Source organism: Roseivivax lentus (genome assembly GCF_900156805.1).
GTDB lineage: Bacteria > Pseudomonadota > Alphaproteobacteria > Rhodobacterales > Rhodobacteraceae > Roseivivax > Roseivivax lentus.
In genome coordinates this window covers 105,189-126,438 of the sequence record NZ_FTOQ01000002.1, presented here as the reverse complement: position 1 = coordinate 126,438, position 21,250 = coordinate 105,189, and the positions used below count along the sequence as shown (strand labels likewise).

The 21,250-nt window shown below is 67.8% G+C and carries 20 protein-coding genes; 10 read left to right on the top strand and 10 right to left on the bottom strand.

The features are described from left to right. Positions 1–15 precede the first annotated feature (15 nt). From BW990_RS04165 to BW990_RS04150, 4 genes are all read left to right on the top strand, one after another. The gene (locus BW990_RS04165) at positions 16–1,224 is read left to right on the top strand and encodes a phosphopentomutase (protein WP_076445364.1); all 1,209 of its coding nucleotides are present in this window, start codon (positions 16–18) and stop codon (positions 1,222–1,224) included. Between the two features lie 11 nt (positions 1,225–1,235). Next, on the top strand, positions 1,236–2,246 hold the full coding sequence (locus BW990_RS04160; protein WP_143526074.1) for an adenosine deaminase: 1,011 nt from the start codon (positions 1,236–1,238) through the stop codon (positions 2,244–2,246). 5 nt (positions 2,247–2,251) lie between these two features. Next, a complete protein-coding gene (gene upp, locus BW990_RS04155) occupies positions 2,252–2,884 on the top strand; it encodes a uracil phosphoribosyltransferase (RefSeq protein WP_076446328.1) in 633 nt (210 codons plus the stop codon). 68 nt (positions 2,885–2,952) lie between these two features. Further along, positions 2,953–3,933, top strand: a complete 981-nt coding sequence (locus BW990_RS04150; RefSeq protein WP_143526073.1) for a hypothetical protein — start codon at positions 2,953–2,955, stop codon at positions 3,931–3,933. Between the two features lie 45 nt (positions 3,934–3,978). Here the strand turns inward: BW990_RS04150 and BW990_RS04145 are convergent, their stop codons facing one another. From BW990_RS04145 to BW990_RS04135, 4 genes are all read right to left on the bottom strand, one after another. Further along, positions 3,979–5,007: a hypothetical protein gene (locus tag BW990_RS04145; protein ID WP_076445359.1), complete on the bottom strand. Its 1,029-nt coding sequence runs from the start codon at positions 5,005–5,007 to the stop codon at positions 3,979–3,981. Positions 5,008–5,088: 81 nt separating this feature from the next. Further along, positions 5,089–5,241, bottom strand: coding sequence for a hypothetical protein (locus BW990_RS21745; protein WP_159441604.1), 153 nt, complete (start codon positions 5,239–5,241; stop codon positions 5,089–5,091). A gap of 91 nt (positions 5,242–5,332) precedes the next feature. Continuing rightward, on the bottom strand, positions 5,333–6,958 hold the full coding sequence (locus BW990_RS04140; protein ID WP_076445358.1) for an AMP-binding protein: 1,626 nt from the start codon (positions 6,956–6,958) through the stop codon (positions 5,333–5,335). Between the two features lie 81 nt (positions 6,959–7,039). Then, entirely contained in the window at positions 7,040–7,837 is a 798-nt protein-coding gene (locus BW990_RS04135) for a hypothetical protein (RefSeq protein WP_083950472.1), read from the bottom strand. 179 nt (positions 7,838–8,016) lie between these two features. Between BW990_RS04135 and BW990_RS04130 the strand changes: the two genes are divergently transcribed. Then, the gene (locus BW990_RS04130) at positions 8,017–8,670 is read left to right on the top strand and encodes a sulfotransferase family 2 domain-containing protein (protein WP_076445356.1); all 654 of its coding nucleotides are present in this window, start codon (positions 8,017–8,019) and stop codon (positions 8,668–8,670) included. Between the two features lie 213 nt (positions 8,671–8,883). After that, positions 8,884–10,776, top strand: a complete 1,893-nt coding sequence (locus BW990_RS04125; protein ID WP_076445355.1) for a propionyl-CoA synthetase — start codon at positions 8,884–8,886, stop codon at positions 10,774–10,776. A 138-nt stretch (positions 10,777–10,914) separates the two neighbouring features. On the opposite strand, the gene BW990_RS04120 is transcribed toward BW990_RS04125, so the two are convergent. Further along, on the bottom strand, positions 10,915–12,423 hold the full coding sequence (locus tag BW990_RS04120; protein WP_076445353.1) for a peroxidase family protein: 1,509 nt from the start codon (positions 12,421–12,423) through the stop codon (positions 10,915–10,917). 342 nt (positions 12,424–12,765) lie between these two features. Further along, complete coding sequence (locus tag BW990_RS04115; RefSeq protein ID WP_076445352.1) at positions 12,766–13,527, bottom strand: NAD kinase; 762 nt, start codon at positions 13,525–13,527, stop codon at positions 12,766–12,768. Positions 13,528–13,716: 189 nt separating this feature from the next. On the opposite strand from BW990_RS04115, the gene glyA reads away from it, so the two are divergent. Both glyA and BW990_RS04105 read left to right on the top strand, forming a co-directional pair. Then, complete coding sequence (glyA, locus tag BW990_RS04110; RefSeq protein WP_076445350.1) at positions 13,717–15,012, top strand: serine hydroxymethyltransferase; 1,296 nt, start codon at positions 13,717–13,719, stop codon at positions 15,010–15,012. Positions 15,013–15,267: 255 nt separating this feature from the next. Continuing rightward, positions 15,268–15,672, top strand: a complete 405-nt coding sequence (locus BW990_RS04105; protein ID WP_076445349.1) for a (R)-mandelonitrile lyase — start codon at positions 15,268–15,270, stop codon at positions 15,670–15,672. Positions 15,673–15,689: 17 nt separating this feature from the next. Here the strand turns inward: BW990_RS04105 and BW990_RS04100 are convergent, their stop codons facing one another. Continuing rightward, a complete protein-coding gene (locus BW990_RS04100) occupies positions 15,690–16,064 on the bottom strand; it encodes a hypothetical protein (protein WP_083950471.1) in 375 nt (124 codons plus the stop codon). 129 nt (positions 16,065–16,193) lie between these two features. Between BW990_RS04100 and BW990_RS04095 the strand changes: the two genes are divergently transcribed. Then, positions 16,194–16,958, top strand: coding sequence for an alpha/beta fold hydrolase (locus BW990_RS04095; RefSeq protein WP_076445347.1), 765 nt, complete (start codon positions 16,194–16,196; stop codon positions 16,956–16,958). A gap of 50 nt (positions 16,959–17,008) precedes the next feature. Here the strand turns inward: BW990_RS04095 and BW990_RS04090 are convergent, their stop codons facing one another. The 3 genes from BW990_RS04090 to BW990_RS21740 all read right to left on the bottom strand — a co-directional run bounded on the left by BW990_RS04090 (position 17,009) and on the right by BW990_RS21740 (position 19,034). Then, entirely contained in the window at positions 17,009–17,362 is a 354-nt protein-coding gene (locus BW990_RS04090) for a hypothetical protein (protein WP_076445345.1), read from the bottom strand. A gap of 141 nt (positions 17,363–17,503) precedes the next feature. Then, positions 17,504–17,785 carry an acylphosphatase gene (locus tag BW990_RS04085; RefSeq protein ID WP_076445343.1) on the bottom strand — a complete coding sequence of 94 codons (282 nt, stop codon included), beginning with the start codon at positions 17,783–17,785 and terminating at the stop codon, positions 17,504–17,506. Next, positions 17,778–19,034: a hypothetical protein gene (locus tag BW990_RS21740; RefSeq protein ID WP_159441603.1), complete on the bottom strand. Its 1,257-nt coding sequence runs from the start codon at positions 19,032–19,034 to the stop codon at positions 17,778–17,780. The genes BW990_RS04085 and BW990_RS21740 overlap by 8 nt, the downstream gene beginning before the upstream one ends. Positions 19,035–19,191: 157 nt before the next feature. On the opposite strand from BW990_RS21740, the gene lepA reads away from it, so the two are divergent. Then, a complete protein-coding gene (lepA, locus tag BW990_RS04075; RefSeq protein WP_076445340.1) occupies positions 19,192–20,997 on the top strand; it encodes a translation elongation factor 4 in 1,806 nt (601 codons plus the stop codon). The last annotated feature ends 253 nt before the right edge of the window (positions 20,998–21,250 follow it).

Sequence of the window (21,250 nt, the reverse complement as noted above, 5' to 3'; positions counted from 1 at the left end):
CCGAAGCAGGTCCCGATGACGCGTGCCTTTCTTGTCGTGATGGATTCCGTCGGCATCGGCGGCGCGCCGGATGCGGCAGAGTTCTTCAATGACGGCACGCCCGATACCGGGGCGAACACGGTGCTGCACATCGCCGAGGCCTGCGCCGCCGGGCGCGCCGAGGACGGGCGCACCGGGCCCCTCCACATGCCGCATCTCGACCGTCTCGGGCTGGGGGCGGCGGTCAAACTGGCCTGCGGCACGCCCGCGCCGGGTCTCGATGCGACGCCCCAAGGTCTCTGGGGCGCCGCGACGGAAATCTCGCACGGCAAGGACACGCCATCGGGCCATTGGGAGCTTTCGGGCCGGCCCGTGCCCTGGGAGTGGCATTATTTCCCCGTCACCGTCCCCGCCTTCCCCGAGGCCGTGACCCGCGCGGTCTGCGATCTCGCCGGTACGGACGGGATCCTCGGCAATTGCCACGGATCGGGCACGGTCATGCTCGACCGTTTCGGCGCCGAGCACCTGAAGACCGGCTGGCCGATCTGCTACACCTCCGCCGACAGCGTCTTCCAGATCGCCGCGCATGAGGAGGTCTTCGGCCTGGACCGGCTGCTGGCGCTGTGCGAAGGCCTGGCGCCCATGCTGCACGAGATGCGCGTCGGACGGGTGATCGCGCGGCCCTTCCTCGGCAGCCCCGGCGCCTTCCGCCGCACGCCCAACCGGCGCGACTACGCCATCGCCCCGCCGCAGCCCATCCTGACCGATTGGGCGCAAGCGGCGGGCCGGCATGTTCTGGCCATCGGCAAGATCGGCGACATCCTGTCGATGACCGGCATCGACGAGGTTCGCAAGGGCGACGACGCCACGCTGATGGCGCATCTCTCGGACGCCATCGACAGCCAGCCCGAGGGCAGCCTGACCTTCGCCAATTTCGTCGAGTTCGACAGCCTCTGGGGCCATCGCCGCGACGTGTCGGGCTATGCCCGCGCGCTCGAATGGTTCGATGCCGGGATCGGGCGGCTGCTGCCGAAGCTGCGTGACGGCGACCTCATCTGCCTGACCGCCGATCACGGCAACGATCCGACCTGGATCGGCACCGATCACACCCGCGAACGGGTGCCGGTGCTGATGGCCGGGCGCGGCGCGGGCACGCTCGGCCAGATCGCCTTCGCCGATGTCGCTGCCATGATCGCGGATCACCTCGGCATTCCCTCCTCAGGCCCCGGAAGGTCCCGCCCATGAGGCACCAAGACATGCCCCACACCGAAGAAAGCCTCGCCGCGATCGCGGACATGCCCAAGGTCGAGCTGCACCTGCACCACGAGGGCGCGGCCCCGCCCGCCTTCATCCGCGGCCTCGCGCAGGAGAAATCCGTCAACCTCTCGGGCGTGTTCGACGCACGCGGCGGCTACGCCTTCGCCGGGTTCGAACGGTTCCTGCGGACCTACGAGGCCGCGACCTCGGTCCTGCAAAGCCCCGAGGATTACGCCCGCCTGACCACCGCCCTTCTGGAGGAATGTGCGAGGAACGGCGTCGTCTATGTCGAGTCGTTCCTGTCGCCCGATTTCTGCGGCGGCGGCGATCTCGGCGCGTGGCACGAATACCTGCACGCGATCCGCGACGCCGCCGAACGGGCCGAGCGCGACATGGGCGTGACCCTGCGCGGCGTCGTCACCTGCGTGCGCCATTTCGGCCCCGACAAGGCCAGGCTGGCCAGCCGCTGCGCCGCCGAGACCGCGGGCGATTTCATCACCGGCTACGGCATGGGCGGGGACGAGAACGCGGGCGCGCTCAAGGATTTCGCCTACAGTTTCGACATGGCGCGCGAAGCCGGGTTGCGACTGACAGTGCATGCGGGCGAATGGCGCGGCCCCTCCGAGGTCAGATCGGCGCTGGACGATCTCGGGGTTCACCGCATCGGCCACGGCGTGCGCGCCGCCGAGGACCCGGCCCTCGTGGACCGGCTCGCCGAGGCGGGCATCTGCCTCGAGCTTTGTCCAGGCTCGAACGTGGCGCTCGGCGTCTATGAAAGGCTCGGCGCGCATCCCATCGAAAGGCTGCGCCGCGCCGGGGTGCCCATCACTGTCTCGAGCGACGATCCGCCCTTCTTTCACACCACCATGCGCGACGAATACCTCAACCTCGCCCGGACCTTCGACTGGGACGAGGAGGAATTCGGCGCCCTCAACCGCACCGCGCTGGCCCATGCCTTCTGCGATGCCGACACGAAAAAGAAAATCGCAGACCGCCTGGAGGCCCCATGACCGAGATGCCCGCGACGCTCCGTATCGTCGAACACCCGCTGGTGCAGCACAAGCTCACGCTGATGCGCGAGAAGGACACCTCCACCGCCGTGTTCCGGCAGCTCCTGCGCGAAATTTCGCAGCTTCTGGCCTACGAGATCACCGCCGATCTGCCGATGACCACGAAGCGCATCGAGACCCCGATCCAGCAGATGGACGCGCCGGTGCTCGCCGGCAAGAAACTGGCGCTGATCTCGATCCTGCGGGCGGGCAACGGCCTGCTCGACGGTGTGCTCGAGCTTGTGCCCTCGGCGCGGGTCGGCTTCGTCGGGCTGTATCGCGACGAGGAGACGCTGGAGCCCGTGGAATACTACTTCAAGGTCCCCGAGGGGCTGGCCGACCGCATGACCATCGCCGTCGATCCGATGCTGGCGACCGGCAACAGCTCGGTGGCGGCGATCGACATGCTGAAGAAGGCGGGCGCCACCAATGTCCGCTTCCTCTGCCTTCTGGCGGCGCCCGAAGGTGTCCGGCGCATGGCCGAGGCGCATCCGGACGTGCCCGTGGTGACCGCCGCGCTGGACGAGCGGCTGAACGAGAAAGGCTATATCGTGCCCGGCCTCGGCGATGCGGGCGACCGCATGTTCGGAACTAAATAAGCCACAACATTGCTTTACAGACGCAATTTGTTGCGGCATCGTTGACCAAATGCCGTGGGGGCTTTGGTATGAAGATAACTCGTTTCGTGGCGCTGCTCTATCTGGCGGGCGCCTTTGGTTTCGCAGGCCACGTTCAGGCACAGCAGGGCGCGACCGATGTGCCGCAGGAATTCCCGCCCGCCTCCTATGACGGGCGGCAATACGTGGACAGCCGCGGCTGCGTCTATATCCGCGCGGGCATCGACGGCGCGACGAGCTGGATACCGCGGGTGAACCGCGCGCGCGATCACATCTGCGGCCAGACGCCCACCTTCGGCGCCAGCAATACCCGCACCGCCGCGACCATCCCCGACAGCGCCGAGCGCATCACCCTCGAACCCGCGCAAGCCGCGCCCGTGCGCAGCGCACCACCGCCGCAACCCGCCCCGGCCCCGCAGCAGGCGGCCCGGACGGCCCCCGCGCCACAGCCGCAGGTGGTCAAGCCCGCCCCGCGTGTGGTGCGCACGGCCCCCCCGCCGCAGCCTGCCCCCGCGCCGGCCCCTGCCCCGCAGCGCGTCGTGCGCCAGGCCGCGCCCGCGCCTGCCCCGGCCGCCACGGCCCCCCAGCAGGGCGGCTGCCCCGGCGCCTCGGCGATCTCGCGGCAATATATCGGCAACAACCAGGGCCTGACCGTGCGCTGCGGCCCGCAGCAATCGAACCACGTCACCGTGATCCGCCGCGGCGAGAAGCCGGTCGAGGGCAAGAACGTCTATATCCGGCGCGGCTACGACGACAGCAACCTGCGCTTCGCGCCCGAGCGGGGCGAGCATTACATGGTGCCGGATCAGGTCTACGCGACCCTGTCGGTGGAACAGGAAACCGTGGTCCCGCGCGGCTATGAGCGGGCCTGGTCGGATGACCGGCTGAACCCGCTGCGCGCCTTCCAGACCATGAGCGGCTTCAACGCGACGCAGGACATCTGGACCAACACCGTGCCGCGCCGCCTCGTGGCCAATGCGAAGCGCCACAGCATCAAGCCCGCCATCGTGGTGATGAAGATCGCCGACTAGGCCGCACCGGGTCGGATCGCCCCGGCGCCGGTCCCGCATCGCGCCTCAGCGCGTGCAGATGCCCTGCAGGCGCACCCATTCCGCATCGGTCAGCACGAGACGGCTGCCATCGGCGCCGCGCGGATCGGCCTCGATCAGCGCCAGCGTCGTCTCGCCCGTCATGTCGAGCGCATAGGCATAGGGCGAGGACCGCAGCTCCGCCGCCGCGAAGGCGGGCAGCAGCCGGGCCGGATCGACCGGCGGACGCGCGTTCGACAGCAAATCCTCCGCATAGGCATCGAGCGCGGCAGGCGGAAGCTCCCCGGTGGTCAGCAGCTTCAGCGTCGCGAACAGGCCCGCCGTCTCCAGCAGGTCCACCAGCGGATCGGAGCGCTCCGCGCGCACCGCCTCGGCCAGCACGAAGCCCGCGGTCACGTCCGGGTCGTCGGGGTCCTCGACCAGCGTGTGGTTCACCAGGATCAGGCCGCCGGGCAGATGCGCGGTCTGGGCGATGCCCCCGCGCAGCACCACCAGATCGCCGCCCCGCCCGTCGCCCAGCACCCGGCGCCCCAAGGCGCGCAGCGCCTCCTCGGCCTCGGGCGCGGCGCAGGGCTGGCCCGCGACCCGCTGGATCCGGTCCAGCAGGGCGGTGCCGATCTCGTCGCGTTTGACCGGCGGAACCACGTCCGAGGAATAATCCAGAAGCGCGCCCGGCAGCCAGACGATGGCCGCCGTCACCACGCAGGCCGCGATGCCGCCGCCGATCCAGAGCCGCAGTTTGCCCGGGCTCGGGCGGCTGCGCTCGATCGCGCGCAGGACCTTGTCGATGGCGGCGATCATCTCGGCGCCCGAGGCGTCAAGCTCCAGCGTCTCGCCGGGATCTCCGTCGGGATGGTAGATGGTGGGCATGTCGCCTTTGGGCGTCGCGCGGCGCACGGCGGCCAGCGACCAATGCGCCACCGGCTGGTCCTTCAGGTCGGTGATGGTCAGGCTCGCATCGCCCAGCGACACGACGACCTCTCGGCGCTGCGCCTGGGCGTCGGCGCGCCAAAGGCCCGACGCCTCAAGGCGTTGATATTGCGAAAGCGCTGTCATGCGAAGCCCGGGCTGCTCTGCCTCAAACGGTCACGGAACGCTATCACGCGCTGCGCGCGCTTCGCAATGTCGCCCAGTGCGTCAGTTCAGCAAATCCTCGTAGAGCCAGGCGTGACGGCGATGTTCGGACAGGTCGCGCGTCGTGGTCGTGCGACCGCGAAGATCGGCGATCTTCTCGTCGCGCTCGTTCGTGGGCTCACGCGGCTCGCGCGGGGACGTGGTCTCGGCACTCATGATCCGTCTCCTTGGGTGGGGTCCGGCGGGCATCGCCGCCGGGGATCACCGGGAGATAGCCCGTGCCCGCCACCCGGCCAGAGCCTCGCGATCACAAGCTCTTGGCCCGTTCGCGCAGCTCGAATTTCTGGATCTTGCCGGTGGAGGTCTTGGGCAATTCGGTGAAGACCACCGCCTTCGGCGTCTTGAAGCCCGCAAGCGTCTGCCGCGCGAAGGCGATCAGCTCCTCGGCGCTGGCCTCGGCGCCGTCCTTCAGCTCCACGAAGGCGCAGGGCACCTCGCCCCATTTCTCGTCGGGCTTGGCCACCACGGCGCAAAGCGACACTGCGTCATGGCCCATCAGAACGCTTTCCACCTCCACCGACGAGATGTTCTCGCCGCCCGAGATGATGATGTCCTTGGCGCGGTCGGCGATGCGGATATAGCCGTCCGCTTCGCGGATCGCGATGTCGCCCGAATGGTAATAGCCACCGGCGAAGCTTTCGGCGGTCTTCTCAGGGTCCTTGTAATAGCCCTTCATCACGCCGTTGCCCTGGAACATGATCTCGCCCTTGGTCTCGCCGTCCCGGGGGATCGGCCGCATCGCCTCGTCGGTCACCGTGACATCCTCCAGAAACGGCATCGCCACGCCCTGCCGCGCCTTGATCGAGGCGCGCTTGTCGCCTTGCGCCGAGTCCCATTTGGCCTGCCATGTGCATTCCGTGCCAGGCCCGTAGGTTTCGGTGAGCCCGTAGACATGGGTGACGTTGAAGCCCATCGGTTCGATCTTCGCCAGCGTCGAGGGTGCCGGCGGGGCGCCTGCGGTGAAGACCTCGACGATCTGGGGGAACGTGCGCTTCTCGGCGGCGGGCGCGTTGATGAGCGTGTTCAGCACGATGGGCGCGCCGCCGAAATGGGTCACGCCCTCCTCCGCGATGGTCTCGAAGATGGGACCCGCGGCGATGTCGCGGCAGCAGGCCACGGTGCCGCCCACCGCCGGCATCATCCAGGTGTGGCACCAGCCATTGCAGTGAAACAGCGGCACGATGGTCAGGTAGATGGGGTAGAGCACCATGCGCCAGGACAGCACCTGCCCCATCGCGTTCAGATAGGCGCCGCGGTGATGGTAGACGACGCCCTTGGGCCGCCCGGTCGTGCCGGAGGTGTAGTTCAGCGCGATGCTTTCCCACTCGTCTTCGGGCATGATCCAGGCGAAGGCCGGATCGCCGCCCTCGAGGAAATCCTCGTAGGTGGTGTAGCGGCCCGAGGCGCTGCGCCCGGCGACCGTGTCGACCACCTCCACGATCTCGGGGCCGTCGCCCGCCATCGTGGCCTTGGCGGCCTCGGCAAGCGGGATGAAGTCGCTGTCGACCAGCGCCAGCTTGGCCCCGCCATGGCCGAAGATGTAGGCCACCGTGTCGACGTCGAGCCGGGTGTTGATCGCGTTCAGGATCGCGCCCGTCGCGGGCACGCCGAAATGCGCCTCCGCATGGGCGGGGATGTTGGGCAGCAGCGTGGCGACCACGTCGCCCGGCACGATGCCGCGGCCCGCCAGCGCCGAGGCGAGCCGGCTGACCCGTTCGGCATATTCGGCATAGCTCTTGCGATGGGTCTTGTAGACCACCGCCGGGTGATCGGCGAAGACATCCGCCGCGCGGCGCAGGAAGGACAGCGGCGTCAGCGGCGTGTAATTGGCCGCGCATTTGTCGAGACCCGTCTCATCCGGCAACCATCCCATGATGCTATCCTCTTCTTATGTCTCGAAGAGTATAGACCGCGTGCGGCCCGGCAAAACAATCCCCGCGCCGCGCCGGATGTGTCAGGGCAGGAAAACGTCGCGGACATAGACCGGCACGTCGATCACTCCGACCACAGCCTCGCTGCCGTCGAAGATGTCGGACAGCTCCGGAACGTCGCTTGTCACCGAGAGGCTGCCGGACAGCGGTATACCGAGCCCTTCGCTCATCAGGACTTGTGTGACCTGGTCATACCGGTAGATGCGGAAAAAATCGGGATCGGTGTTCGAATAGGTCTGCGACTCGCCCGCCGACTTGCCGCGCATGCCGGTGGTGAAGCTGAGATCGATCGCAAGCGTGCCGCCGCCCTCGGGGCTCACCCGCCAGCGTTCGCTGCGGCTGCGGCCCTCATTCGCGGGACCTTCCTCGGTGTAGACCCGCGTGATGTCGGCGCCGAGCGAGTTGCCATACGGGTTCGGCGAGGGATCGGAGGAATAGACCCGGTAGACATGCAGCCGCGGCGCCCCTTCGCCGCCCGCCTGACCAAGCCCGGCCACGGCGATGTGCCGCGTATTTGCAGGACCGAAAGGCGCGCCCTCGCCATCCAGCTGTACCAACCGGTCGATGGCGACGAACAACACGTTCGCTCCGGAAAACGGACCGCCCGGGAAGGCCATGGGCGTCCAGCCCTCGGGCAGGAAGGGCTGCAGCGCGTCGGCTTTCGCGGCGATGCCCAAGATAACGCGATTATCCACGTTGCTGCCGACCTTGGTTTCCGCCGCCGCCGCGACCGGCGCGAGGGCAAGGCTCACAGCACAGAGGCACAGGGCGAGGATGCGACGCGGCACGTAACGGCGCAGACGAGAGACGATGCGAGACATGAGACAAATCCTTTGCGAATTGGGAGGCGGCTCCGCACGGCGCCATCCGGGCAAGGCAGGTGATGCGTTGCGAAAGGGTATGTCCGCGCGCTCAAGCTGGCCTTGATGTCAATCAAACGGCCATCGGCACCGCGCCCGACGCTATTGCGCAGCCCTGCGGCGTGCCTATTCTCGCGCACATGATCATCTCGCCCGGGCGCGGCTACATCTTCGTGCATATTCCCAAGACCGGCGGCACCTCGCTGGCGCTGGCGCTGGAGGCGCGGGCGCATCGCGACGACATCCTGATCGGCGACACCCCGAAAGCGCAGGCCCGGCGCGGGCGGCTGAAGGCGCTCAACGCGCGCGGACGGCTTTGGAAGCATTCCACCCTCGCCGATATCGAGGGCGCGCTGCCCGAGGCGACGCTGGCGCGCCTGCAGGTGGTCACGCTGGTGCGCAATCCCTGGGACCGGATGGTCAGCTATTACCACTGGGCCCGCGCGCAGGATTTCGACCACCCCGCCATCGCGCTGGCCCGACGCTGCGATTTCGCGGGCTTCCTCGCCGATCCGGCGAATGCCGCCGCGATCGCCCGCGCGCCCTACGGCTCCTACGTGAGCTGGTCGAACGGCGCCGAGGCGCGCCCGCTGTTTCTCAGGCTCGAACATCTCGGCGCCGATCTTGCGCGCTTCGAGGCGCTGCTGGGCTTCACGCTCGATCTGCCGCATGCCAACCGTTCGGAGCGGGAGGCGGATTGGCGATCCTATTACGACGCGGCCACGCAGGCGCGGGTCGCCACGCTCTGCGCGCAGGATATCGACCGGTTCGGCTACCGCTTCGCGCCCGCATGATTCCCCGGCCTGCAAAGGCATGATTTGCAAATCCTGCGGATATTTACACGATAACGCTGCATTGCGTATGACTTTGCAAAACTTTGCAGGCGCTAACATCGGGTTTCTGCAAATTCTCGCCCGTCTTCGGCGGGCCATGCCCGCTCCGCGCTTGCCAGACGGGCCCGCGCGGCCCTAACACGGATCGCAAGGACAGAGGTGAGGAGGAATGGCATGTCGTATGCAGAGGTTTACCAGGCCTGGAAGAATGACCCCGAAGGCTTCTGGCTGGAGCAGGCCCGCGCGATCGACTGGGTCGAGGCGCCGAAGCAGGCCCTCTTCGACCGGGGCGATCACATCTACGAATGGTTCGCCGACGCGCAGGTGAACACCTGCTACAACGCCGTCGACCGTCACGTGGAGGCGGGCCGCGGCGCGCAGGCCGCGATCATCTACGACAGCCCGGTCACCGGCACCAAGCGCCGTATCACCTATGCCGAATTGCAGGACCAGGTGGCGCATTTCGCCGGTGCGCTCGCCGCCCGCGGCATCGAGAAGGGCGACCGCGTCATCATCTACATGCCGATGATCCCGGAAACCGCGGTGGCGATGCTGGCCTGCGCGCGCCTCGGCGCGATCCATTCGGTGGTCTTCGGCGGCTTCGCCTCGAACGAGCTTGCCGTGCGGATCGACGACGCGAAGCCCAAGGCGGTGATCGCCGCCTCCTGCGGGATCGAGCCGGGCCGGACCGTGGCCTACAAGCCGCTGCTCGACGGCGCCATCGACCTCGCCACCCACAAGCCCGACTTCACCGTCGTGTTCCAGCGCCCGGAACTCGCGGCCGAGCTGACCGAGGGCCGCGATCACGACTGGACCGCCTTCGTCGAGGGCGCCGAGGCCGCGCCCTGCGTGCCCGTCCGCGGCGATCACCCGGTCTACATCCTCTACACCTCCGGCACGACCGGCGCGCCCAAGGGCGTGGTGCGCCCGACCGGCGGGCATCTCGTGGCACTGCAATGGACGATGAAGAACATCTACAACGTCGACCCCGGAGAGGTCTTCTGGGCCGCCTCGGACGTGGGTTGGGTCGTGGGCCATTCCTACATCGTCTACGCCCCGCTCATCGCCGGGAACACCACCGTGCTCTTCGAGGGCAAGCCCGTGGGCACGCCCGACGCCTCGACCTTCTGGCGGGTGATCGCGGAGCATGACGTGAAAAGCTTCTTCACCGCCCCCACCGCCTTCCGCGCGGTGAAACGCGAGGACCCGAAGGCCGAGATGATGGCGGGCCACGACATCTCGGGGCTGCGCGCGATCTACCTCGCGGGCGAACGCGCCGATCCCGACACGATCGAATGGGCGCAGAAAGTGACCGGCAAGCCGATCTACGACCATTGGTGGCAGACCGAGACCGGCTGGACCATCGCCGGAATGCCCGCCGGGATCGAGGAGATGCCGGTGAAGATCGGCAGCCCCTCGGTGCCGATGCCAGGCTACGACGTGCAGGTGCTGGACGAGGGCGGCCATCCCGTCGCCCCCGGCGAGCTTGGCGCCATCGCCATCCGCCTGCCGCTGCCACCGGGCACGCTGCCGACGCTCTGGAACGCGCCGGAGCGCTTCCGCAAGAGCTACCTGTCGCATTTCCCGGGCTATTACGAGACCGGCGATGCGGGCCGGGTGGACGAGGACGGCTATCTCTACATCATGGCGCGCACCGATGACGTCATCAACGTGGCGGGCCATCGCCTCTCGACCGGCGCCATGGAAGAGGTGCTGGCGGGCCATCCCGATGTCGCCGAATGCGCGGTGATCGGCGTGGCGGACGATTTCAAGGGCCAGTTGCCCATGGGCTTCGTCTGCCTCACCAAGGGCGTGAACCGCCCCGAGGCCGAGATCGAGGCCGAATGCGTCAAGCGCGTGCGCGACCAGATCGGCCCGGTGGCGGCCTTCAAGCTCTGCAAGGTGGTCGACCGCCTGCCCAAGACCCGCTCGGGCAAGATCCTGCGCCGCACCATGGCCAATATCGCCGATGGCGAGGCATTCCGCATGCCCGCGACGATCGACGACCCGGCCATCGTGGACGAGATGCGCGATGCGCTGAAGACGCTGGGCTATCCCAAGGGCTGAACAGATGCGCGCCCCGCGGGCCATCGAGGCCCGCGGGGCGCGGCGAGAGGCCAGCCTCTCGCGCTCTCCGGAGGTATTTCCGGTCCGATCGTGAGGGCGCCCCGTTGCGCGTGACGCTGCCCGGGGCGCGCCTTTGCCTTACGGACCCGCGCCCTGCGCCTCGAAGCCGATGCCGTCGGGCTTCAGCCCCGCGAGCCGGATGATCGAGGCCAGCGTCCAGGCGGGATCGTCCACGTTGTCCTCGCCGTCGCGCAGAAGCGGATCGTCCTTCGGCGTCCAGCAGGGATCAAGCGTGAACCACGAGCAGGGATCGCCCTTCAGAAGCCCCGCGAAGACCGCCGCCACGATGATCGAGCCGGTGCGCCCGAGCCCGTTGCCGCCGGCGATCTCGGCCTCGCGCAGGATGTAGTACCAAAGCGAATCGGGCTCGTCCGCGGTCAGCTCCACAGGCTTCACGCAGAACTTCTGGGCCACATCCGTGCCCGAGGGCAGCCCGAAGGCGATGCCGCGCTTGAGGTTGCGGAAGGCCAGCACGTTCATCGCGTCGCCCGCCGGTCCTTCATGCAGGAAGGCCAGCGCGTTGGCGAGCTTGGTGTCGATCTTGCGCGCCATCTGCGGGAAGGGCCCGCCCGAACTCTGCATCGGCAGGAACCAGTCCCACTGGATCGAGTTTTCCGGCGTGACCGGCCGGAAGCCGCGCAGATCGTCGGGATTGGCCGCGCCGGAATTGTCGAAGATCGCCGCGTGCTCGCCGAAGCCGCGGGCGGGATTGTTGGTCTGGTAGGCGTTGCGCACCATGGAATGGCCGAAGCGGTAGGCCGCGACCGAGAATTCCACCGGCATGAAGGGCTGGTTCTTCCACGAATAGAGATCGTCGAGCCCGCACTGCCAGACATGCCGCCCGCCGCAGACGGTCTCGCAGGTCAGCGCGCATTTCACGATATCGCCGAGCAGCACGCGCGGCAGGAAGTCGAACCAGACGATGTGCTGGTAGAGCCAGCGCAGCGTCCGCCGGGCGCGCTCGAAGATGACCTTGCGGTCGGCGCCGGGATCGGCGGCGCGCGCGCGGTCCACCAGCGTGTTATGCGCTAGGAGGAAGGCCAGCTGCAGCTGGCTCACCATGGCGTTCTCGTCGTTGCGCATGTCGCCGATCAGCGCCCGGCCCTGGAAGCGCGGCAGGTCCGGCAGACCGGGCGCGCCCGTGACCTCGCCGATGGCCATCTTCGCGCCGTCCGCGGGATCGTAGAGATAGGGCTGATCGTCCGGCCCCGCCCCGTAGAGATTGTCGAGGTCGAGCCGCGGCGTGCGGAAATTCAACAGCCCGTTGGGATCGTTCGCCCGCATCAGCGACGAGGCGGGATCGAAGGTGATGTCGTGATCGACGAATTGCCCGAAATAGGTGTAGCCCGCCGGGATATCCGAGTTGAACTCCGCCTCCATGTCGGAGATGGCGCCGGGATCGCCGGCGAGGTCGCCGGGGGTGCGGCCCGGGCGTTCCACCATCTTCTCGTTGGCGATCGCGAACAGCTCCTGGTCCGAGAACGGGCTCTCCCACGCCGGCAGGTCGCCGCAGATGCGCCCGAACGGGCCGTGATAGAACTTTGATTTCGGGGCGAGAATATCGAAATGCGTTGAGCCGTGCGCCATGGCAAAGCCTCCTGTGGTCAAATGGATCGTTCAAAATAACGCGGCCTGAAAAACCCTGGCCGCTCACTCAAAAGCGGCGTCAGGATACACCAGGCACGGCATTTGCCATAGGCGGGATTTCCCGACCCCGCGCCGATGCGCCGATGCCCGCCGGGGCGCGCGCCACGCGCCCGCGTCACCTTTGGGATAGGTCGCCTTGGGTGTGAATTGCCGGGCCGCGCCCGCAAGAGAGGGCAGACAGCCCTCTTGCCCGCGCGCGGGTCCGGCACGGATCAGCGGGCCCGCCATGCGCAAGCTGCGCCCCGCAGCTTGCCCCGTCGGATCAGGCCCCGGCCTTCCGTCTCAGACGAATTGTTCGCGGATCAGCCGTTCTTCGAGGCCGTGGCCCGGGTCGAACAGCACCCGGTGGGCGATCTCCGGGGCGGAGCGGATATCGACCTGCACCACGTCGCGGACCGCGCGGCTGTCGGCCTCGGCCATCACCGGGCGCTTGTCCGCGTCGAGCACCTCGAAACACACATGCGCGGTCTTGGGCAGAAGCGCGCCGCGCCAGCGCCGCGGCCGGAAGGCCGCCATCGCCGTCAGCGCAAGCACGTCCGAGCCGATGGGCAGGATCGGGCCATGGGCGGAATAATTGTAGGCGGTCGAGCCCGCGGGTGTGGCCACCAGCGCGCCGTCGCAGACAAGCTCGGCCATGCGCAGCCGCCCGTCGACCGAGATCCGCAGCCGCGCCGCCTGCGGCCCCTGCCGCAACAGCGACACCTCGTTGATCGCCAGCGCCTCGTGCACGGTGCCGTCGACGCGCGTGGCCGTCATCGCCAGCGGATTGATCGTCGCCTCCTCGGCGGCCTCCAGCCGTTCGGCGAGCCCGTGTTCGGAATATTCGTTCATCAGGAAGCCCACGGTGCCGCGGTTCATGCCGTAGACCGGCGCCGGCAGCCCCTGTGTGCGGTGCAGCGTCTGCAGCATGAAACCGTCGCCGCCCAGCGCCACGATCACGTCGGCCTGCGCCTCCGCATGATCGCCGTAGCGCCGCGACAGCGCCGCCTTGGCCGATTGCGCGATGGGCGCGTTCGATGCCGCGAAAGCGATCCTGAGCCCCATGCGACCCCGTCCTGTCCTGCCGTTTCTTAACGCGAGCCAAGCACATGCACCGCCCGAGCGCCAGCGGGCGACGTCATATTGTCTCAAACTGCCGCATCCGGGCTTTGAGCCGGGCGCATTTGCCTGTAGATGGGCGGTGATTTCAGGTCGCCGCTTTCCGCGCGGCCCCGCTGCGAAAGGACATGTCCCATGAACGCGCCCCATCGTGACAACGGTTTCTTCACCGAGAGCCTCACCTCCCGCGATCCCGAGATCGCCGCCGCCATGAAAGGCGAACTCGGCCGACAGCGCGACGAGATCGAACTCATCGCCTCGGAAAACATCGTCTCCCGCGCGGTGATGGAGGCGCAGGGCTCGGTGATGACCAACAAATACGCCGAAGGCTATCCGGGCCGGCGCTATTACGGCGGCTGCGACTGGGTCGACGTGGCCGAGAACCTCGCCATCGAACGCGCCTGCAAGCTCTTCGGCTGCGGCTTCGCCAACGTGCAGCCCAATTCGGGCTCGCAGGCCAACCAGGGCGTGTTCACCGCGCTTCTGCAGCCCGGCGACACGATCCTCGGCATGAGCCTCGATGCGGGCGGGCACCTCACGCATGGCGCCAAGCCCAACCAGTCGGGCAAGTGGTTCAACGCGGTGCAATACGGCGTGCGCAAGCAGGACAACCTCATCGATTACGACGAGATCGCGGCGCTCACCGCCGAGCACAAGCCGAAGATGATCATCGCCGGCGGCTCGGCCATCCCGCGCCAGATCGACTTCGCCAGGATGCGCGAGATCGCCGATACGGTCGGTGCTTACCTCCTCGTCGACATGGCGCATTTCGCGGGCCTCGTGGCCACCGGCCTTTACCCCTCGCCCTTCCCGCATGCGCACGTGGCCACGACCACCACGCACAAGACCCTGCGCGGCCCCCGCGGCGGCATGATCCTCACCGATGACGAGGCGCTGGCGAAGAAGTTCAACTCCGCGATCTTCCCCGGCATCCAGGGCGGGCCGCTGATGCACGTGATCGCCGCCAAGGCCGTGGCCTTCGGCGAGGCGCTGGAGCCCGGCTTCAAGACCTACCAGGAGCAGGTCATCAAGAACGCCCAGGCGCTGTCGGACCAGCTTATCAAGGGCGGGCTCGACACTGTCACTCACGGCACCGACACCCATGTCGTGCTGGTGGACCTGCGCCCCAAGGGCGTGAAGGGCAACGCGACCGAAAAGGCGCTCGGCCGCGCCCACATCACCTGCAACAAGAACGGCGTGCCCTTCGATCCCGAAAAGCCGATGGTCACCTCGGGCATCCGCCTCGGCAGCCCCGCGGGCACCACGCGCGGCTTCGACGAGGACGAGTTCCGCCAGATCGCCGACTGGATCATCGAGGTGGTGGACGGGCTCGCCGCCCATGGCGAGGACGGCAATGCCGCGGTCGAAGCCAAGGTGAAAGCCGAGGTCGAGGCGCTCTGCGCGCGCTTCCCGATCTATCCCGACCTCTGATCCGGACGGGTATTCCGACGACGAAACGGGGCGGCCTCTGCGGGGGCCGCCTTTTTTCTCGTGGACAGTCGCCCGCAAGTCACGCGCGGCCCGCCTGCTCCCCTGCGCGCCACCCGGCCCGGCGCGCAAACCGCACCCTGTCTTGCCTCTTTCCAAATACGCGATCCCGCACCGCCCGCCCGCCCCGCCGGCCGGGCCTCTTTACCCCGGCGCGCAATCTGCCATCCTGATCCCCGCATCACGCAAGGACAGATCATGGACATCACCCGCGCCGGAACCCGCCCCACGAAGATCGCCCCCGCCGAGTATTTCACCGGGCATGTCCGAATGGACATCATCGCGGCCCCGGACGCCCCGGCGCGCCATCGCGGCTTCGTCGTCACCTTCGAGCCCGGCGCGCGCACCAATTGGCACACCCATCCCTACGGCCAGACGATCTTCGTGACCGAGGGCCTGTGCCTCGCGCAATCCGAAGGCGGCCCGGTCCGGGAACTGCGCCCGGGCGACACCGCCTATTTCCACGAAGGCGAACGGCACTGGCACGGCGCGGCACCGGATGTGGCGATGACCCACCTCGCCCTGGGCGAGGCGCAGGACGGCAAGACCGCCGATTGGGCGGAGCCGGTCTCGGATGCGGATTACAACGGGCCGCGAGGCTGAGCGTCCGGGCCGCCGCCTCAGACCAGACCGCGCCAGCGCAGCACCACGATCAGCAGCACGAAGGCCAGGATCAGGTTGAAGGACAGCGCGCCCAGCATCCCCAGAAGCCGGCCGCGGCGCCGGTCGGCGACGTCGACCGCGTCGAGCCAGTCGCGCGTCCGCGCGGCGGCCTTCAGGCTCTTGCGCGTATCGACCATCCGGCCGAGCTTCGGGTGACCCGCCATGGTCTGCACCGCCGCCAGCCGGTCGAGATCGCGGCGCACCCAGCGCGGCAGATTCCGCCCCGCCTTCCTCGCACGGCGGTCGAGACGCCCCGAGGCGGCGCCGAACTTCTCGGCGAGCAGCACCTCGATGCGCCCGATATCGCGAATGAGGGTCGGATCCATGGCCATGCGCGACGATCTAGCCTGCCCCGCAGCCGAGGAAAAGCCGCTGGCGTGCGGTCGCGGGAAAAGCCGCTGGCGCGCGGTCGGGGGAAAAGCCGCTGGCGAGCCGCGCCCGCCGGCGTTATTCCTGAGCGCATGCTGAACACGATCCGTCACGGCGATTCCGACCTGCCCCCGCTCGTCATCGTTCATGGCCTCTACGGCCAGGCGAAGAACTGGACCCGCATCGCCCGCGCGCTCTCGGATATCCGGCACGTGGTGGCGGTCGACCAGCGCAATCACGGCGCCTCGCTCTGGGCCGACAGCCACGGCTACGAGGACATGGCCGCCGACCTCGCCCATGTGATCGAGGAGCTGGACCGGCCCGCCGACGTGGTCGGGCATTCGATGGGCGGCAAGGCCGCGATGATGCTGTCGCTCACCCGCCCCGACATGGTCCGGCGGCTCGTCTCCGCGGACATGGCGCCGGTGGCCTACGATCACGATCACCAGTCGGGCTATATCGACGCGATGAAATCGGTCGATCTCGACGCGGTATCGAAACGCTCGGACGCCGCGGCACAGCTGGCCGCCCATGTCGACGACCCGGTGCTGCAGGGCTTCTTCACCCAGTCCCTCGACCTCAAGGAAAAGCGCTGGCTGCTCAATCTCGACGTGCTCGGCGCGGAAATGCCGAAGATCCTCGGCTGGCCCGCGCCCGAAGGGCGCTTCGAGGGCCCGGCGCTGTTCCTGTCGGGCGGCAAGAGCGACTATGTCACGCCCGAGATGCGCGGGCCGATCCGCGACCTGTTCCCGCGCGCGCGCTTCGCCCGGATCGCCGATGCCGGCCATTGGCTGCACGCCGAAAAGCCCGAGGCCTTCGAGGCGACCCTGCGCGCCTTCCTGACCGCCGAGGCCTGAGCCCCGTCAGGGCCCAGCCGGAGCCCGGTCGGCGCCCAGTCAGAGCCAAGTCAAAGCCCCTGGCAATACCGCTCGGACCGGTCCACGAAGGTCTCGTAACGCTCCCAGAACGCGTCGTCGCGCGGGGTCTTGGAATATTTCACGTCATGCGCTTCCTGCGGGTCGCGGAAAAAGCGCGAGGCCCGCCGCTGGTCGCCGCCCGACAGGGTCGCATCCGCCGAGGCCTGCACGCAGCCGCAGAGCGCGCGGCTGCGCGCCTTGCGGTCCGAGGCCATGCAGGCCGAATATATGGGCCCCGTCGCGAAGCGCGTGACATTCGCCGAGGAGGAGGGACCGCCGCCGCATCCGGCGAGGGTCAGGCCGACCACGAGGGCACAGCCGAGGGATTTTGTGCTGCCGGTCATGTCTCTGCTCGTTCTGCCGCCGGATTTTCCCGGCCTTTTGATTGGGGCAGATCATGCCCGATCGGGGGGCGGGTGTCCATTCACCGATCCGTTGGACGCCCCATCCCCGTCGGCGTTCACCGCCCCATGGACCGCCGCGCCTCAGCGCCGGATCTCGACGCCCCGGGGCAGCACCTCCTCCGCAGGCGCGACCGTCACGCCCGTCACGGCTGCGGCGACGGGCCCCTGCCCGAGCGCGCGCGCCATCGCGTCCACTGCGTCCTCGGCCCCGCCCAGCACCGCCTCGACGCGGCCATCGGGCAGATTGCGCACCCAGCCGCGCAGCCCCAAGGCCTCCGCCCGTCCCTGCGTCCAGGCCCGGAACCCCACGCCCTGCACGCGGCCCTCGATGGTGAAACGGCGGGTGGTGGGTGTCTCAGACATCGAACGTACCCGGCAGATCCGGCAAAGGCTCGGCCTCTTCGACCCCACGCAGGTAGTCCCGCAGGTTCTGGAAGGTCACGTCGCTGGCCGGGACGCCGAAGAAATAGGCAACACTGAGCGCGAGCCCTCCAAGCGTCGCGGGATGCCCCAGCTTGCCGAGGCTTTCCGCGAAACCCTTGCGGAAATTACGGTCGAGCCCTTCGGCCTGCGCATTGGCGAGGTTGCCTTCCAGCGTCGCAATAGTTGAATTCAGTTCAACAATCGTCGCCGACAATTTCGCGATTTCGATATCCTTGTCGCGGAGCCGCTGGTCCTTGCTTTGTAACGCTTCACTGCGTTGGGCGGCGATCTGAATCTGGGATGCAAGACGGATAAGAATATCCGGCACCCGCCGAAGCGGTAGCATCTCCTCGGGCAGCTCGTTCGCCGGGGCATTCCGGCAGAACTGAGCGATGGCGTTTTCCAACCCATGTGCAGCAGAGAGCGCCACGCCCTCGCTGAGGAACCGATTGTCCAAAAGCGTGTGGATATGCTGCACGAGCTTTCGTGTTTCCAGTTTCGGCACATGGTCGGGCCAGTCCCGCGGCGTGTCTTCGCGTAAATCTTCCTCGATCTCGTTGATACGTTCCGCAACAACCTCTGGGCCCGCGCCCCACACATTGTTCGGGATCAGTGCGACCTTTTCCTGAAGCGCAATGGGAAGCGGGGTTCCCTGCAGCGCCGCCAAGTACCACCGGCGCCAGACGTCGAAGGCGGGGTCGGCCAGGACGGCATCCGGTCCATCCAGCGCATCCAACTCCGCCCAATCGGGAGGCGCCTTGTCATGCCAGAGCCGGCTGGACCAGAGGTCTGCTTCGGACAGCTTTGTATCGGCAAGTACGGCGGCGCGGGCGGCGGCGGCGGCGCGGGCGGCGTCGGCGGCGGCGAAGTCGGCGGCGTCGGCGGCGACGCGGGCGGCGCGGGCTTGGGCAGAGTTGGCGGCGTCGGAAGCCGCGCGGGCGGCGACGGCGCGGAAGGCGACGGCGCGGGCGGCGTCGGCGGCGGGGGCGGCGGCGGCGGCGGGGGCGGCGGCGGCGGCTCTGACTTCGGGGGTTGGCAACATGGCCGCTACCCCCGAAGTCAGAATACATCTTGCTGTCAAGAAAGAAAGAGTCCGGCGCGCTCGTCCATCGAAGCGATCTGTCAATTTCGCCCCGAAGACAAGCGGCCAGACCCGCAACGCCGCGCGGCACGCAATCAGCTCCGACACGGCACGCGGCTGCGTCTCAAGCCAAGCCCGGAGGTCCTCCAACCGCTCTACCGCCATCGCACCGCCTGCCACTTATCCCGCACACCACCCTACCGGACCGCCCCGCGCCATCAACCCACCTTGACCAGACACCGCCTCCGCGTCATATCGCGAGGTCATGAGCACACCCCTGTCCCGCATCCGCAATTTCTCCATCGTCGCCCATATCGACCACGGGAAATCCACCCTGGCCGACCGGCTGATCCAGCTCACCGGAACGGTGGCCGAACGGGACATGAAGGAGCAGATGCTCGACGCGATGGATATCGAGCGCGAGCGCGGCATCACCATCAAGGCCAACACCGTCCGCATCGACTATCCCGCCAAGGACGGCCACACCTACGTGCTGAACCTCATCGACACGCCGGGCCATGTGGATTTCGGCTACGAGGTGTCCCGCTCGATGCAGGCGGTCGAGGGCTCGCTTCTGGTGGTGGACGCGACGCAGGGCGTCGAGGCGCAGACGCTGGCCAATGTCTACACCGCGATCGAGGCCGACCACGAGATCGTGCCCGTCCTGAACAAGGTCGACCTGCCCGCCGCCGAGCCCGACCGGGTGCGCGAGCAGATCGAGGACGTGATCGGCATCGACGCCTCCGAGGCGTGCCTCATCTCGGCCAAGACCGGCGTCGGCATCCCCGACGTGCTCGAGGCCATCGTCAACCGCCTGCCGCCCCCACCCGAGGGCGATCCGGACAAGCCGCTGAAGGCCATGCTGGTCGATTCGAAATACGACCAGTATCTCGGCGTCATCTGTATCGTGCGGATCATCGACGGCACGCTCAAGAAGGGCGACCGCATCCGCATGATGAAGACGGGCGGCACCTATGACGTCGACGACGTGGGCGTCTACCGCCCCGCCATGACCCATGTGAAAAGCCTCGGGGCCGGCGAGATCGGCTATTTGAACGCGTCGATCAAGCAGGTCCGCGACACCCGCGTCGGCGACACGATCACCCACGAAAAACGCCCCTGCGAGACACCGCTGCCGGGCTTCAAGCCATCCGTCCCGGTGGTGTTCTGTGGGCTCTTCCCGGTCGATGCGAACGATTTCGAGGATATGCGCGACGCCATCGAGAAGCTCGCGCTGAACGATGCCTCCTTTACCTACGAGATGGAAACCTCCGCCGCGCTCGGCTTCGGGTTCCGCTGCGGTTTCCTCGGGCTTCTGCACCTCGAGGTGATCCGCGACCGGCTGGAACGCGAATACGATATCGAGCTCATCACCACCGCGCCCTCGGTGATCTATCACCTGTTCCGCAAGGACGGCGAGCGGGTCGATCTGCACAACCCCGCCGACATGCCCGACATGACCTATGTCAGCCATATCGAGGAGCCGCGGATCAAGGCGACGGTGATGGTGCCCGACGAATATCTCGGCGACGTGCTGAAGCTCTGCCAGGAGCGGCGCGGCATCCAGCTTGACCTCACCTATGTGGGCGGGCGGGCGATGACGGTGTACGACCTCCCTCTCAATGAAGTGGTTTTCGATTTCTACGATCGCCTGAAATCGGTAACAAAGGGTTACGCGAGCTTCGATTACGAGATGATCGGCTACCGCGAGGACAACCTCGTGAAGATGTCGATCCTGGTGAACGACGAACCGGTCGACGCGCTGGCGATGATGGTCCACCGCGACCGCGCCGAGATGCGGGGCCGCGCCATGTGCGAGAAGCTGAAAGAGCTGATCCCGCGCCACATGTTCAAGATCCCGATCCAGGCGGCCATCGGCGGCAAGGTCATCGCCCGCGAGACGCTCTCGGCCATGCGCAAGGACGTGACCGCGAAGTGCTATGGCGGCGACGCGACCCGGAAAAAGAAGCTTCTGGAAAAGCAGAAGGCCGGCAAGAAGAAGATGCGCCAGTTCGGCAAGGTGGAGATCCCGCAGGAAGCGTTTATTTCCGCGCTGAAAATGGATTCTTGAACCCATTTTCAGTGCGCGTGGGCGGCAGCGTGTTTTCAGTGAAAACGCGCGTGCCCACCCGGTCGGAGTAGGGCGCATCACGCACCGCTGATCCCGCCCAAGCCTGCCACATACGAAAACGCCGGACGCGCCTGTCCGCGGGCAGGTGCGGGAGCGCGACAGCAGCAAACTGCCTTGTCCGCGCTTCGGAGAACCCGCTCACACGCAATGGGATGCGGCAAGGCCGTGTGGTAGCCTCCCCAAATCACCCTCG

Excerpts from the sequence above, each read along its gene's own strand:
- BW990_RS04165 (WP_076445364.1), top strand. The coding sequence starts at position 16 with ATGACGCGTGCCTTTCTTGTCGTGATGGATTCCGTCGGCATCGGCGGC.
- BW990_RS04160 (WP_143526074.1), top strand. The coding sequence starts at position 1,236 with ATGCCCCACACCGAAGAAAGCCTCGCCGCGATCGCGGACATGCCCAAG.
- upp (WP_076446328.1), top strand. The coding sequence starts at position 2,252 with ATGCCCGCGACGCTCCGTATCGTCGAACACCCGCTGGTGCAGCACAAG.
- BW990_RS04150 (WP_143526073.1), top strand. The coding sequence starts at position 2,953 with ATGAAGATAACTCGTTTCGTGGCGCTGCTCTATCTGGCGGGCGCCTTT.
- BW990_RS04145 (WP_076445359.1), bottom strand. The coding sequence starts at position 5,007 with ATGACAGCGCTTTCGCAATATCAACGCCTTGAGGCGTCGGGCCTTTGG.
- BW990_RS21745 (WP_159441604.1), bottom strand. The coding sequence starts at position 5,241 with ATGAGTGCCGAGACCACGTCCCCGCGCGAGCCGCGTGAGCCCACGAAC.
- BW990_RS04140 (WP_076445358.1), bottom strand. The coding sequence starts at position 6,958 with ATGGGATGGTTGCCGGATGAGACGGGTCTCGACAAATGCGCGGCCAAT.
- BW990_RS04135 (WP_083950472.1), bottom strand. The coding sequence starts at position 7,837 with ATGTCTCGCATCGTCTCTCGTCTGCGCCGTTACGTGCCGCGTCGCATC.
- BW990_RS04130 (WP_076445356.1), top strand. The coding sequence starts at position 8,017 with ATGATCATCTCGCCCGGGCGCGGCTACATCTTCGTGCATATTCCCAAG.
- BW990_RS04125 (WP_076445355.1), top strand. The coding sequence starts at position 8,884 with ATGTCGTATGCAGAGGTTTACCAGGCCTGGAAGAATGACCCCGAAGGC.
- BW990_RS04120 (WP_076445353.1), bottom strand. The coding sequence starts at position 12,423 with ATGGCGCACGGCTCAACGCATTTCGATATTCTCGCCCCGAAATCAAAG.
- BW990_RS04115 (WP_076445352.1), bottom strand. The coding sequence starts at position 13,527 with ATGGGGCTCAGGATCGCTTTCGCGGCATCGAACGCGCCCATCGCGCAA.
- glyA (WP_076445350.1), top strand. The coding sequence starts at position 13,717 with ATGAACGCGCCCCATCGTGACAACGGTTTCTTCACCGAGAGCCTCACC.
- BW990_RS04105 (WP_076445349.1), top strand. The coding sequence starts at position 15,268 with ATGGACATCACCCGCGCCGGAACCCGCCCCACGAAGATCGCCCCCGCC.
- BW990_RS04100 (WP_083950471.1), bottom strand. The coding sequence starts at position 16,064 with ATGGCCATGGATCCGACCCTCATTCGCGATATCGGGCGCATCGAGGTG.
- BW990_RS04095 (WP_076445347.1), top strand. The coding sequence starts at position 16,194 with ATGCTGAACACGATCCGTCACGGCGATTCCGACCTGCCCCCGCTCGTC.
- BW990_RS04090 (WP_076445345.1), bottom strand. The coding sequence starts at position 17,362 with ATGACCGGCAGCACAAAATCCCTCGGCTGTGCCCTCGTGGTCGGCCTG.
- BW990_RS04085 (WP_076445343.1), bottom strand. The coding sequence starts at position 17,785 with ATGTCTGAGACACCCACCACCCGCCGTTTCACCATCGAGGGCCGCGTG.
- lepA (WP_076445340.1), top strand. The coding sequence starts at position 19,192 with ATGAGCACACCCCTGTCCCGCATCCGCAATTTCTCCATCGTCGCCCAT.